Here is a 13,537-nt window from a genome sequence, read left to right as displayed (position 1 = left end):
ATGTACAAGCAAAGTTCGGTTCACAGCAGCGCGGGCAGCAGCCATGGCAGCAGCCGTTCCTATCTGGTCGGCTTCCTGGTGTCGGTAGTGCTCACCGTGATCCCTTTTGCCATGGTGATGTTCCCGTCACTGCCGCGCACCACCACCGCCTGGCTGGTGGTGGCACTGGGCGCGATTCAGATCGTGGTCCACCTGAAGTTCTTCCTGCACCTGGATACCGCCGAGGAACAACGCTGGAACCTGATTGCGCTGATTTTTTCGGCGGTCATCATTCTTCTGCTGGTAGGGCTTTCGCTATGGATCATGGGCAGTATTCACCACAATATGCTGGCGCACTGAAACACTGGCTCGGGCTGTTAAATGCCGCGCTGCAACTGACCAAGCCGGGGATTATTTTCGGCAATCTCGCCTCGGTGCTGGGGGGCTACTTCCTGGCGGGCAGCGGCCATCTGGCGGACCCCGCGCACCTGCTGGCCACTCTGCTCGGCACCGCACTGGTGATCGGTTGCGGCTGTGTCATCAACAACTGTGTCGACCGCGATATCGACCGGCGCATGGTGCGTACCTGTCACCGTGCGTTGGCCCTGCGAACCATTGCAGTGCCCACGGCCGCAAGCTACGCCATCGCCCTGGGTGTCGCCGGTTTCGGTTTGCTGTGGGTCGGCAGCAATGGGCTGACCTGCCTGCTGGCACTGTTGGGGCTGGTGATCTATGCGGGAATTTACACCGTCTGGCTGAAGCGGCGCTCGCACTGGGCAACTTTGATCGGCAGCCTGTCCGGGGCGATGCCGCCGGTGATCGGGTACTGCGCGGTATCCGGCAGGTTCGACGCCACGGCGCTGCTGCTGATGGTGGTGTTCTGCTGTTGGCAGATGCCTCACTCGCACGCCATTACCGTGATGCGTCGCGAGGATTTCCGTGCCGCGCGCCTGCCGCTGCTGAGCCTGCCCGAAGCCCACCGGCAGATACATGCGTACATCCTGGCGTTCCTCGCCAGCACGATGGTGCTGGGCGTGGTTGCGCAGATGAACGCCGGGTATTTTGCGTTGATGCTTGGGTGCTGCGGTTATTGGATGACGCTCGCGGCCAGCTCTGCGCGCCTGACGGATCCACGGAGCTGGGCGCGCAAGGTGTTTGGATTCTCGATTGTCCTGGTGCTGGCGCTCAACCTGTCGTTGGCTGTCCTCGGTTAGGCATCTCGGCTGTCAGGCACCGCAGGTGCGGCGTCGAGCACAGCGCGGACTTTGCGGGGCAGGTCAGTGGATTGGTAAGGCTTCTGAATCAGCTCGAATTCATCCACCGGTATATCCGCGCGGGCCAATGCGTCTTTCGCGTAGCCAGTCGTCAGCAACACCTTGATGCGCGGGTACAAGCGCGACACTTCACGGGCGAGTGCCGCACCATTCATCGCGCCCGGCATGATCAAGTCACTGAACACCAAGTCGTACGCGTTGCTCTTGAGCATGTTCAAGGCCTCGGCGGCGTTGTGCGCGATGCCGGTCTGGTACCCGTAGTCGGAAAGAATCACTTGCGCCAACTCGGCCACTTCGGGCCGGTCCTCCACGATCAGGATTTTCTCGTGGCCCTGCAGTGAGGTGGCGGCGGCGGGTTGCTCGACCCAGAGCTGGCTATCATCGGCCGCAAAGTAAAGGCGTATCGTGGTTCCGATGCCGGGATAGGAATGGATGCGGGCCGTACCGCCCGATTGTTTGACGAAGCCATACACCATCGACAGCCCCAGGCCTGAGCCCTTCCCTTCTTCCTTGGTGGTGAAGAACGGTTGCATGACTTTTTCCTGAATACTCTCGGCAATGCCGCTGCCATTGTCCGAGACCGAAACACTGACGTAGCGGCCCTCAGCCAGGCCATCGCGTTCAGCCCCAGCCCCGCCGGGCACCTGAACGTTGGTGGTTTTGATCGCCACTGTCGGACCCGTGCGCCCTTCCAAGGCATCCTGGGCATTCGATAGCAGGTGCCGCACCGCCAGCTCCGCCTGGGTAGGGTCGATGCGGCAGTTCCACAGGTCGTCGGCGAGTTCCACATGCAGGTCGACATCGTGCAGTACGCCCGTCAGGTCGGGACGACTCAGCAAGGTGTTCAGGTTGATCACCCGGCTGTCGAGCCGCTGCTTGCGCGAGAACGCCAGCAATTGTTGGGTCAGGCTTTGAGCTTTCTCAGCGGCAGCGCGGGCACGACTGGCACTGTTGAAAATGCGCTGCGGGTCGCTGCCGGGGCGCTTGGCGCTCTGCTGGATCAGTTCCAGATACCCGACCATCACTTGCAGCAAGTTATTGAAGTCATGGGCAATGCCACCCGTCAGTTGCCCCAGCGCTTCCAGGTCTTGTGCGCGGCGCACACGCAATTCCGCATCGTGACGCCGGCTCACGTCCAGTTGGGAGGCGAAAAAATACACCAGTTGCCCGCGCTCGTTGAACAACGGAGAGAGGAACACTTCATTCCAAAAGGTCGAGCCGTCCTTGCGGTAATTAAGCACCTCGACACAGACTTCATGGTGTCGCTCAACCGCACGCTGCACCTGCCTCAAGGTATTCTTGTCGGTTTCCGGCCCTTGCAGGAACCTGCAATTGCGTCCGATAACCTCGTCGTGCTCATACCCGGTCAGGGTCAGGAACGCCGGATTGGCGAAGATGATCGGATTGTCGGGCTGCGCCGGGGCGGTGACGATCATCGCGCTGTGGCTGGCTTGCATGGCCGCGAAGAACAGATCCCTGCGGTTTGAAGAAAGCACCGGCAAGTCGTCACTGCCGACCAGGGGCTTTTTCTTGGTTGCCAAGGTTCACCTCCAGATAAGTGGCGTGTGTTCCATTGACCGTGAAAACGCAGCGGAGTGCGAGCTGGCGCTAAATCATACGCGGCGCCGCAGGGGCGCCGCGCAAAGCATCAGCGCTTGGCCTCGGTGTCGGGCGCCGCAGAGCGCTCCAGAAACGCCTGGGTGAGCTGCGGCAAATGCTCGAGCAGCCACTCGGCCATGGCGATTTCCTGGGGCAGGATTTTCTCGCACGCCGCTTGTGTCTCGGTGTCGCCCGCCGCTTGCGCAGCCGCGATGAGCACCGTGTAGCTGGCCACCTCCATGTTTTCGAAGACATAGCCTGCCATCGCGCCCTTGATCACCTCGTCGCTCATCAGTGAGCCACCCACCGCCTGGCCGAACGCCATCAACTTGCCGCCGATGTCTTTCAGGGTCGAGGAACTGCCGCCCAGGCGCGTCAGGCATTCGTCAATGAGCGCCTGCTGGCCAAGGGTTTCCTGAATATGCTGGTCGATCCGGGCCTTGAGTTGCGGGTAATGCTCCAGCCGCTCGGATTGCGCCTTGAGCATTTTTTCGGCCTGTTGCTCCATTGCATGGGCATCACGTAGCCAGTCGAGCACGTTTTCCTGTGGGGTCGCCATGTCGTTACTCCTCTTCAAGCCAGTAAATGGAACCGCACGCCCTTGAGCGTGCGGTTGCCGCCAATCAAAGATCAGGCTTGGGCTGAAGGCCCGCGCCCAGGTCGGCACCGGTGGTCGGGTCGCTGGTTGGGTCGGAAAGCGTGCGGATTTTCATCGCGCTCAGCAGCGCTTCGTCGTCAGCGTCCAACTGCACGCTGGCCATGCCATCACCGCCATCGACCGCAGGTTGCGGATTCTCCACGAACTCCCATTCCTCGCCCTGGTTCCAGGGGCCGCGCATATTTCCCTCGCCCTGGGACATGTTGTAGTACACCTGGGTGAACTCCGGTTTGCCCGGCAGCTTGCCTTGAGGGAAATTCGGTTGAATGGAATGCAGCGCCTTTTCAAAGGAAATCTGATGCGCGATTTCCCGGGTCATCAGGAAACCCAGGGCATCCTTCACACCGGGATCGTCGGTGACGTTCATCAGCCGCTCATAGACGATCTTGGCGCGCGCTTCGGCCGCGATATTGGAGCGCATATCGGCGGTGGGCTCACCAATGGTGTCGATGTACGCCGCTGTCCACGGCACCCCGGCAGAGTTGATCAACGGTGCCCCCGCGCCGTACAACAGGCTGGTGATATGGGAGTCATTGCCAGCGCCGTTGAGTGAGCGATACAGCTCGCCCTCTTCCTCCACGCCTTCGGCCATTCGCCCCTTGGCGCCCTTGTTGAGCATCACGATGATCGAGCCAACGATCTCCAGATGGCTGAGTTCTTCGGTGGCGATGTCCATCAACAGGTCTTTGCGGCCTGGGTCGTCTTCAGCCAAGGCTTGAGTGAAATAGCGCGACGCGGCCGCCAACTCGCCTTGAGCGCCGCCAAACTGTTCGAGCAAAAGATTCGCCAGGCCCGGATTGGGCTCGGCGACACGTACGGTGTATTGAAGTCGCTTGTTATGTAGAAACATGAACAAATCTCCTCGGGCTTTCTTAAAAAGGGGCGGCATCTTGGAGTGCGCGCCTACCCTTAATGTGAAGCGGACGGTGATTGAAAAATTTCAAAAAAATCCACGCATCACGACCAGCGGTTACGCACCGCATAGCAAGCGAAGCGGCGCGCCAGGGGCGTTTCGCTCAGTCAGCAGCCGCATCATCCCGATCGGGAACGGCATCGATTTCTGGCGTACCGTTAGGCGGCACGGGGGTGGCCACAGCGCCATCCGCATGGGTGTCGGGGTGGTTCCAGTCGGTGGTCGCATTGGGGTCTTCGTCACGTCCGGCGGTACCGATCACGAAACCGTCGTCATTGGGATTGTCGAGTGGCTGGTTCTGGGTGTTGGAGGGGTCATGGTTCATCGCAGCAGTCTCCCGTGCACAGGATAGGAACTTCGTTGGAACCGTCGCTGTTTTCCAAGTGCGACGAAAAAGACGAGTGGCGCGGATGAACTTATCCACTATCGAATCAGCGACTGAAAACTTATACGAAGCGGCGTTATGACCGTGCTCTTGTACAACTTTTAGTGAAAACCTACCGCTCGTCGCCGCTTATAAAAATCAATAAAACATTTTTCATGGCGCCGCTATCGGAATAGGTGTCCGTTGCCATAACGGGCAACTAACGAAACGCTAACTGAGCGACTGGAGAATTGTCATGACCACAGGTAATAAAAATCCAGGTAACTTTGCCAACGATCGCGAAAAAGCATCCGAAGCAGGCAAGAAAGGTGGCCAAGCGTCAGGCGGAAATTTCGCCAATGACCGTGAAAAAGCCTCCGAGGCAGGCCGTAAAGGCGGTCAACACAGCCACGGCGGCGGCCGTAAATCGGGTTCTTGAGTGATGCGTGGGAGGGGCAGCCTCGCTGCCCCTTCAAACCAGGCACTCGCCGATCAGTGTGCGAACGCCGCTGATCAAGCGCAGACTTTCTACCGCTAACTTACACTTCCTGCCGCACGTCTTTTTAACGGGGCTCTCTACGTTAAGAATGACGTGTATTGTTGTTGCGCGCACAAACTTGAACTTAATAGCCGGCTACGTTACTTACCTCGCGGCGCGGCCGTAGCCCTTATACTTTAATGCTCATTAATGCCGGCACTCAGCGCTTGTTTCAGTTCGCGTGCGTCATGGCTGCAGAATACCGTCACCGTCTTGCCGCTCTCTGCGACCAACTGGCGCAACCGTTGTTGATTATGCAGACGCGCCTGGCGGTCGGTGTCCATCATGCTCTGGTAGAAACGCATGCCGGGCGGACAGCGGCGCTTGGGCAAGTGAACTTCGTCATGGTGAAAGTACGCATCACCGGCGTGCAGCTTCCAGCCAGTGGCGGTGCGAACAGCGACGCCGGCATGGCCGGCCGTATGCCCGCGAAGTGGCACCAGCAGAATGTCTTCCTGCTCGGCGCCGACCATCGCCCGCACCGAATCGAAACCGAACCAGGTATCGCCGTCCGGGGTGTACAGCTCCCAATCCGCCACGTCCCGCCATTGTGCGGGCAGGAAGCGCAGTCGCTCGATCCAGTCGCTGGCCAACGTTGCGTGGTTGAGCTCCTGGTGCATGACGTGCACCCGAGCCTTGGGAAAGTCCTGCAGCCCGCCGGCGTGATCAAAATCCAGGTGCGTCAGCACGATGTGACGCACGTCCTCAGGCTTGAACCCCAACTGCCGCAATTGCTCGAGTGCGGTGAAACGATGCTCAAGCTGGATGTTGTTGAACGTTCTGAAAAACCGGCTCAGGCGTTCAGGGTGCTCGACATCCTGCTGGCCGAACCCGGTGTCCACCAGGACCAGGCCATGGGCATCTGTCTCGATCAGCAGACAATGGCACACCACCGAGGCCGTCCACCCACGGCTGTAGCCGTCGAACAACGCCCCTCCGAGGGGGCACATACATCCACAGTTCAAATGGTGCACACGCATAGCAGCTTCCTTGATCGATGCCCGACGGCCGGGCTATTTCGAAGGTGCCGGCGACTGCGCGACATCAATGCACAGGTCGATGGACACGGTGTCGACACGGTCACGCTGCAGCGCCGCGAGATGACGCAGCGTCTGTGCATGGACCGCGTCCGCCGCGTCCTTGAGCCGCTGCCATTCCTCAAGGCTGATGACTTCACGCAGCACCAGCTCATCGGCACGGTTGATGAGCGTCTGATAGAAGTCGTCGGGCCAGTCCAGGCGGTAGCTGTCATCTTCGAGCAATAGGTGCCAGGCCTGGATTTCCATCTCTTTTTGGCTTTTTACCATCGTCGCGCTCCTGTCGAGTCGAACTGCCTGTGGCTGGCTCAGTACCGCAACACGGCGGCCGCGCGGCTGTCGGTGGGCATCGAACGTTCGGTGGGCACCACCACGATCTCGCCGCCCTGGCGGATAACAGCCAGGATCAACTCGTCCAGCGCCGCATCCTCATTCACCGCATGGTCGTGGACCACCTGGGTCCCCACTTCGGCATGGGCGTCCGCTTCCACCAGCAGCAACCCCACGCGGCCTTCCTGTGCCGCGCGTTCGATATCCGCCAGGTGCGACGCGCAAAGGCGTTGCCCCGCCGCGACACCAAAGCGGTCGAACGCAGCATTCAATGCCTCGTCACGGCGCCGGCTCAGCACGTCTGTGCAGGCTTGTGCCAACTGGGCCGACGAGAGCGTGGCGGGGTCGATGCGCACGCCTTCGGCCAGCAGGAACGGGCTGTGGCTGATCGACCGAAACACGGCCTGGTTCTCAGGCAGCGCCACCAGCACCAAGGGTAACTGGCAGACCCGCGAACAGTGCTCGGTAATCGCCTTGTCGACGGCACGGAAAAAGCGCTCACGGTCCAGGTTTACTTCATCCTGCTTACCGCCGCCGCCCGACTCATGCATCATCGGGTCGCCGCGCTCGCCCGCCCCGCTGAACCCGTCCGGGTGGCCTTGCTGATTGCGAGGGGTCAGTTCCTCGCCCAGCGCCTGGGCCTGGGAAGTGGGCACCGCCTGCGGCAGCTGCACCTCTTGCAGCACCTGTGCGGTGCCCTCGAACACCTGCACGCTGTCGCGGGTCAGACACAGCACCTGGTAGCGCTCGGTGGTCGGCGCCTGGCGCAGCAACGGCCGCAGGTAAGGGTGACGGTTGACCATGGCGATCTCTTGAACCGGCTGATGCAAGCCCACCACCATGAAGTGTTCGGCGCCGCCAAAGATCGCGAGCGCGGGCGGGCAGTTATTCCAGAACTCCGTGTCCGCCACCAGGTCATGGAACGGCGCCAGCAGTGTCTGGGCCTCGGGTGACTGTTGCGTCAAACCGACTTCCAGGTCTTTGATCAGGTTCTTCAAGCGAATCGGGTTCTGTGCGCGCTCGGGGAACGTTTGCTGAACGGGCATGTAGACACTCAGATTCGTGCGATCCGCCAGCGCCAACAGCGTGTCCAGTGTCTGGCGGGTAAAGGTTTGAATCTCGACCATGGGAAATCTCCTTAATGTTGGTCCGAATCGATCAGCCTTTTTCGAGGCTCTCCTCCAGGGCTATGTACGGTTCGAGCCAGGGCCATTCTCGGCAGTTCGTTCGGCAAACGGCGCAGGCCGATCAACGGCGTAGCCTGCTGCATCGGCATCCGAGCGCAGCATTGCCTGGCGCTGCCAGAGGGTGCGAAAACGTCCGGGTTGGCGGCGCAGTTCATCTGGGGAGCCGTCCTGCACGATCTGCCCATGTTCCAGCACCAGCACCCGGTCGAAGTGGGCGACGGTGGACAGTCGGTGAGCCACCGCAAGCACTGTTCTGCCGCGCATCAGGTCAGTCAGGGCGCGCTGGATGACCGCCTCGGAATCCGAATCCAGGGCGGACGTTGCTTCGTCGAGAATCAGAACCGGCGCGCCCTTGAGGAACGCCCGCGCCAGCCCCAGGCGTTGCCGTTGCCCACCGGAAAGCGTCACGCCGCGCTCCCCCACCAGCGTCTGATAACCCGCGGGCAGCGCCTGCACGAACTCGTCACAGAAGGCGCGCCGGGCCGCTTCGATGATCTGCTGCTCGGTCGCGTGGGGCTGGCCGTAACCGATGTTTTCCAGGATGCTGCGATTGAACAGCGCCGGCTCCTGGGGCACCACGGCAATTTGCCGACGCAAGCTGTCCTGGCTGACCGAGCGGATGTCGCGGTCGTCGATCAGGATCACGCCGCTTTGCACGTCATCCAGGCGCTGCAGCAAGCCCAGCAGCGTGGACTTGCCCGAGCCCGAGGTGCCGACAATGCCGACGCTCTGACCGGCCGGGATCTCCAGGAAAAAATGCCTGAACACCGAGCGCCCGCCGGGGTGGGCGTAGCTGACATCGAACAAGCGGATACTGCCGCGGGTGGGTGCCAGCTCTTCCCGCGTATCGCTGAGCTCATGGGGCTGGGCGATGATCCCCAGGGTTTCGGCGATGACGCCCATCTGCTGAGTGGCTTCCACCAGGGCCAGCGCCAGGTCGCGCGAGCCATGGAGAATACGAAACGTCAACGCACTGACCATCACCACATCGCCCGCCGTGACCTGGCCCTGGCGCCACAGCAGGATGGCCCAGCCCAGCATCGACCCCGCCATGATGGATAGGCACACGTCGTGGAGCACGCGCGCCTTTTCCAGATAGATCCAGCTGCGCCGATGCGCCCCGGCCTCGACGCCGATCTCGCGCTCGAGCCTCAGGCGCTCGCGCTCGCGTCCGGAAAACGCCTTGATCGTCCATACATTCGACACCTGATCGACAATTTCGCCACCGACACGCGCCGATTGTGACGCAAAGGCAATGTGCCGATTGCGGCCGCGCACGCCGACCACGGTGATCAACGCCGCCACCAGCAACACGCACACGATCAAGGCCAGCGCCATGGAGCCACGCACGGCGAACAGCACCACGACGGCCCCGAGAAAATCCACACAGGGCGGCACGATGCGCCAGGCCAGCCCACCGTAGACGGTGTTGGCAGCCGTGGCCGCCGCCGACACCCGGTTGGCCAGCGAGCCGGCAAAGTGCCGGTTGAAATAGCGCATCGGGTGCCCGGTCAGGTGGTGGAACAGGTCCACGCGCAGGTCGGCGCAACTGCCGACCACGGTGTAGCAGCCCACCCAGCCACCGAGCCGCCACAGCACGTTTTCCACCACGATCAGCCCAATGAACAAGCTGAAGGCGCGCCACACCTGGCCTGCCTGCGAATCGCCGGCCATGGCGTCCACCAGCAACTTCATGCCGTACTGCACCGCTACCGCGCAACAGGCCGCACCGATCACCAGTGACAACATGGCGCTGAAATGCAGCGGACGCACCCGGACGTAGCGCCATAGGAACGCACTGGCGGTTGCCGGCAGCGGCTCATCGCGCAAGCGCCGCAGGATCATGGCCGCTGCCTCGCCGATTGCAACCGATCCAGCTCGCGCAAACACGCCCGCACGCGATCGGGCACCGCCTGCAGCTGCATATGCAAAGGGTGAAAGGGCGCGCGCTCGCCCTCTCCGTCCGGGTAGCCGAAAACGCCGGTGGGGCAGTAACGGCCGTCATCCCAGCCGGGGTAATCGAGAAAGGGATACCAGCAGATACCTTGCACGGGAACCCCGCGCCTGAGCGCTGTGAGCACCTGCTCCACCACGTAGCTCAGCCAGGGCACCCGTGCTTGATCCTCGGCGCCGGTTTCGGAAATCAGCAGTGGCCGCTGATAGCGCTGGTGCAGCTCCTTGAGCATCCCGGCCAGCGGGCGGTAATCAGGCGCCCCGCGCATGATGCGATCACCCTGGAAATACCACTGGTTGTGCGGGTAGAAATTGGCGCCGATGATGTCCAGGTAATGCTCCTGCCCACCCAGGCCCGGCCATTGCCGCCCGGTCAACAAGTCCCACGCTTCGAATTGAGCCAGCCGATAACGTTCGGCGTGATCGATCTCTTCGCTGCGACGCGACGCTGACACCACGTTGATCAACGGGTCGCACTGCACGAAACGCGCAGCAGGCGCACGCTCGCGAATCGCCTCGATTGCCGCGATGCTGGCGCGCACCAACTGGTGCTTGAGCTCCTGCCCTCGCCCGCATGCGTTCGGGTTGAAATAACCGACGTCACCCCCCGCCCAGCTCCAGAACGATATCTCGTTGACCGGCGAGTAGAACGGCCGCTGGATGCCTTCATCGCTCATCAGCTTGGCCACCTCGCCGGCAAAGCGGGCGAAGCGGTCGATGAATGACGGGCGCCAGATGTCCAGGTCATCGGGATAGCCGTAATGACAAAGGTCCCATATCACTTGCAGCGAGTGCTCGCGCGCGGCCCTGAGCATCGGCAGCAAGCTGCTCCAGTCGTAGCGGCCAGGGCTGCGTTCGATCAGGTGCCAGCGCAAACCGTCGCGGGCACAGCGTACGTTCAGGCCCGCCAGTTGCCGGTAGTCCTTGTCCACCCAACGCGCGTGGCCGGTGCTTTCCAGCAGGTCCAGGCGCTGGCCGTCCTGGCGGCGCTGGCTGGAACATTCGTAGCCGGCCATCACGAAGCTGTCGAACAGACTGATCTGTTCGCGTGGCCCTCCCTGGGTTTGTGCGTTCATGGAGCTTCGAGCCCCGCTTCAACGGCGACTTCGCTGCTCGCGGCCTCGATATCGCGGTACAACGCCAGGGCCTGGCCGACCACCTGGTCCATGTTGTAATACTTGTAGGTGCCCAGGCGCCCGAGGAACGTCACATTTGGCGTCTGCTGGGCCAGCGCCTTGTAGCGTTTGTACAGCTCGGCGTTTTCGGGGCGCGGGACCGGGTAATAAGGGTCGCCCTCATCGCAGGGAAACTCATAACTGATGCTGGTGCACGGATGCTCCTGGCCGGTCAGGTGCTTGTACTCGGTGATGCGGGTATAGGGCACCTGCTGGTCGGGAAAGTTGACCACCGCCACCGGCTGATAGCGTTCCTGTTCGAGGGTCTGGTGTTCGAAGCGCAGCGAGCGATAGGGCAAGCGGCCCAATTGGAAATCGAAGTATTCGTCGATCGGCCCGCAATAAATGATGTGCTTGAACTTGACCACCTCGCGCACGGCCTTGAAGTCGGTGCTCAGCAGCACGTCAATGCGCGGGTGATCGAGCATCCGTTCGAACAGGCGCGTATAGCCATCGCGGGGCATCATCTGGAAGGTGTCGGTGAAATAGCGATCGTCGGTATGGGTGCGGGTGGGAATGCGCGAGGTCACCGATTTGTCCAGCTCGGCAGGGTCCAGGCCCCATTGCTTGCGGGTGTAGCCACGGAAGAACTTCTCGTACAGCGTTCGCCCGATCTGATTGACCACCACGTCTTCTGACGTGCGAATCGTCGCCACCGGTTCGGCCCGCTCGGCCAGGAACACTTCGGCTTGCTCAGGCGTCATCGACAAACCGTACAGCGTATTGAGCGTGGTGAGGTTGATGGGAATCGGCACCAACTGCTCATCCACCTTCGCCAGCACACGGTGCTCGTAGGGCCGCCACTCGGTGAAGCGTGACAGGTAATCGACAATGCGCTGGGCATTGGTGTGGAAAATGTGCGGGCCGTAGCGGTGCACCAGCACGCCCGCTGCATCGTAATGATCGTAAGCGTTGCCGGCCACATGGGCGCGACGGTCGATCAACAGCACATGGCGGCCGAGCCCCTCGGCCAGGCGCTCGGCCATCACGCTGCCGGCAAACCCGGCACCGACGATCAGGTAATCATAAACACTGCGCGCCGGCTGGCAGGACGGTCCGGACGTGGCGGCTTCAAGATTTATCTGAGGCATTCGATCTGCTCCTTCATGAAGCGGCTGGTGTTGTCCCACGACATACCTTCAAGGGCGGCGTCGACACGTTTTAAAAAGTCGGGCGTGCCTTTGAGGTGCAGCGCGCCTTCAATGGCGCTGACAAAAGCCTGCGGCGTGTCGGCGATGAATACGGCGCCGCTGTGGCCATAGCCATTGACCACATCGCGAATCGCCGTAGACACCACGGGACAGCCGCCCGCCAGGTATTCAGGGGTTTTGGTGGGGCTGATAAACCGCGTGGACGCGTTCAGTGCGAAAGGCATCAGCGCCACATCCCAGCCGCTCAGGTACGCCGGCAGCTCGGCGTATTGCCGCGCCCCCAGGTAATGAATATTGGGCCGACGCGGCAGCGTCTGCGGGTCGATCTTGACCACCGGCCCCACCAGTACGATCTGCCAGTCGGGCCGCAGCGCCGCGACCTGGTCCACCAACTCGATGTCGAAGCGTTCATCGATCACCCCGAAAAAGCCCAGGCGTGGCCGTGCAATCGAGGCCTGGTCGGCAGGCTCGACCACGGCGTCACGCGCCTGGGCGAAGTGCGCGATGTCGACGCTGCTGGGCACCGGATGCGCATTGCCGTGCTGGCGCTGCTTGACCTCCCACAGGCTCACTCCGCCGGTAAATACCACGTCGGCCCTGGCCATCAACAGCCGCTCCATGTCCACCAGTTGCGCAGGTGCGCCCATGAACGCAGACAGCTCATCCATGCAGTCGAACACGGTGACCTGCGCTTGGAGATGGTCGGTAAATGCCAGGCTCATCGGGGTGAAGTACCAGAGCAGAAGATCGCCGGGTAAGCGCTGGGCAAGGCGCTCGTCGAGCAATTGGCGCTGCGCTTCGTTGATTGCCTGGGCACTCATGCCTTCGGGCAGGCGTGGCACCCATACCTCGATACCGTCTGCCGGGCTCGAGGCTTCAAGCCGCGGCGGCTCGTCGCCGGCCAGCACCGGTTCTTCGAAGAAGATTACGTCGTAGTCTTTGGCCAGGCGCGACATCACATGCTGCGGGCGCTGGTAAACGAAACCCCAGCGCAAATGGGACAGGCACACCAGCGTGGGTCGGGCCAGGGTCGGGGATTCCACGAGGCGTTGCGCACTCAGCGCAGCACTCTGTTCAGGCTGTTCTGCAAGGTTCATATCAACGTCCTTATCAAGCGAAAAGTTCACGGCTCAGGCATCGAGCCCCTTGGCCCTATCAGGTCGATACGGCAAGTGCGCGACAGCGTTCAATCAGGCTGTACGGCTCTTGAAGGTTGGAAGCGTGACCATCGCGGCGCGTTCACAAGAAGATTCTGCGAAGCCGATGAACTGCACATACCAGTCGGTAAACCGGTTTGAACTCGCGCCAAAAAACAGCCCCTACCGGTTTAACAGTCAGCCGCCACAACGGCGCTGACCGAACCTGGGCAACAGGGCGTC

At 61.7% G+C, this 13,537-nt stretch carries 14 protein-coding genes; 3 read left to right on the top strand and 11 right to left on the bottom strand.

What is annotated here, in order from left to right:
* Both cyoD and cyoE read left to right on the top strand, forming a co-directional pair.
* A complete protein-coding gene (cyoD, locus tag C4J94_RS10690; RefSeq protein ID WP_124386119.1) occupies positions 1 to 339 on the top strand; it encodes a cytochrome o ubiquinol oxidase subunit IV in 339 nt (112 codons plus the stop codon).
* Positions 297 to 1,193 (top strand): heme o synthase, encoded by an 897-nt coding sequence (cyoE, locus tag C4J94_RS10685; protein ID WP_124386118.1) that lies wholly within the window; start codon positions 297 to 299, stop codon positions 1,191 to 1,193. The genes cyoD and cyoE overlap by 43 nt, the downstream gene beginning before the upstream one ends.
* On the opposite strand, the gene C4J94_RS10680 is transcribed toward cyoE, so the two are convergent.
* From C4J94_RS10680 to C4J94_RS10665, 4 genes are all read right to left on the bottom strand, one after another.
* Entirely contained in the window at positions 1,190 to 2,794 is a 1,605-nt protein-coding gene (locus tag C4J94_RS10680; protein WP_124386117.1) for a histidine kinase famiy protein, read from the bottom strand. The two genes, cyoE and C4J94_RS10680, sit on opposite strands and share 4 nt — an antisense overlap.
* 107 nt (positions 2,795 to 2,901) lie before the next feature.
* Positions 2,902 to 3,411, bottom strand: a complete 510-nt coding sequence (locus C4J94_RS10675) for a ferritin-like domain-containing protein (RefSeq protein ID WP_124386116.1) — start codon at positions 3,409 to 3,411, stop codon at positions 2,902 to 2,904.
* Between the two features lie 64 nt (positions 3,412 to 3,475).
* The gene (locus C4J94_RS10670) at positions 3,476 to 4,360 is read right to left on the bottom strand and encodes a manganese catalase family protein (protein WP_124386115.1); all 885 of its coding nucleotides are present in this window, start codon (positions 4,358 to 4,360) and stop codon (positions 3,476 to 3,478) included.
* 166 nt (positions 4,361 to 4,526) lie between these two features.
* The gene (locus C4J94_RS10665) at positions 4,527 to 4,748 is read right to left on the bottom strand and encodes a hypothetical protein (protein WP_124386114.1); all 222 of its coding nucleotides are present in this window, start codon (positions 4,746 to 4,748) and stop codon (positions 4,527 to 4,529) included.
* A 295-nt stretch (positions 4,749 to 5,043) separates the two neighbouring features.
* Here C4J94_RS10665 and C4J94_RS10660 point away from each other — a divergent pair, with 295 nt between their 5' ends.
* A complete protein-coding gene (locus tag C4J94_RS10660; RefSeq protein WP_003190457.1) occupies positions 5,044 to 5,226 on the top strand; it encodes a general stress protein in 183 nt (60 codons plus the stop codon).
* A 236-nt stretch (positions 5,227 to 5,462) separates the two neighbouring features.
* Here the strand turns inward: C4J94_RS10660 and C4J94_RS10655 are convergent, their stop codons facing one another.
* Genes C4J94_RS10655 through C4J94_RS10625 form a run of 7 tightly spaced genes read right to left on the bottom strand, consistent with a single transcriptional unit; the run spans position 5,463 to position 13,255 of the window.
* Complete coding sequence (locus C4J94_RS10655; protein WP_124386113.1) at positions 5,463 to 6,305, bottom strand: MBL fold metallo-hydrolase; 843 nt, start codon at positions 6,303 to 6,305, stop codon at positions 5,463 to 5,465.
* 33 nt (positions 6,306 to 6,338) lie between these two features.
* Positions 6,339 to 6,632, bottom strand: a complete 294-nt coding sequence (locus C4J94_RS10650) for a hypothetical protein (protein ID WP_124386112.1) — start codon at positions 6,630 to 6,632, stop codon at positions 6,339 to 6,341.
* 38 nt (positions 6,633 to 6,670) lie between these two features.
* Positions 6,671 to 7,819 carry a hypothetical protein gene (locus C4J94_RS10645; protein ID WP_124386111.1) on the bottom strand — a complete coding sequence of 383 codons (1,149 nt, stop codon included), beginning with the start codon at positions 7,817 to 7,819 and terminating at the stop codon, positions 6,671 to 6,673.
* 60 nt (positions 7,820 to 7,879) lie between these two features.
* A complete protein-coding gene (locus C4J94_RS10640) occupies positions 7,880 to 9,724 on the bottom strand; it encodes an ABC transporter ATP-binding protein (protein WP_124386110.1) in 1,845 nt (614 codons plus the stop codon).
* A complete protein-coding gene (locus C4J94_RS10635; protein WP_124386109.1) occupies positions 9,721 to 10,908 on the bottom strand; it encodes a beta-glucosidase in 1,188 nt (395 codons plus the stop codon). Before C4J94_RS10635 ends, C4J94_RS10640 begins: the two co-directional genes overlap by 4 nt.
* On the bottom strand, positions 10,905 to 12,098 hold the full coding sequence (gene glf / locus C4J94_RS10630) for a UDP-galactopyranose mutase (protein ID WP_124386108.1): 1,194 nt from the start codon (positions 12,096 to 12,098) through the stop codon (positions 10,905 to 10,907). Before glf ends, C4J94_RS10635 begins: the two co-directional genes overlap by 4 nt.
* A complete protein-coding gene (locus C4J94_RS10625) occupies positions 12,086 to 13,255 on the bottom strand; it encodes a glycosyltransferase family 1 protein (RefSeq protein ID WP_124386107.1) in 1,170 nt (389 codons plus the stop codon). The genes glf and C4J94_RS10625 overlap by 13 nt, the downstream gene beginning before the upstream one ends.
* Between the last annotated feature and the right edge of the window lie 282 nt (positions 13,256 to 13,537).

This window comes from Pseudomonas sp. R5-89-07, assembly GCF_003851685.1.
Classification (GTDB): domain Bacteria; phylum Pseudomonadota; class Gammaproteobacteria; order Pseudomonadales; family Pseudomonadaceae; genus Aquipseudomonas.
The sequence above is the reverse complement of the archived record's forward strand: the minus strand, read 5'-3'. Positions and strand labels throughout refer to the sequence as shown.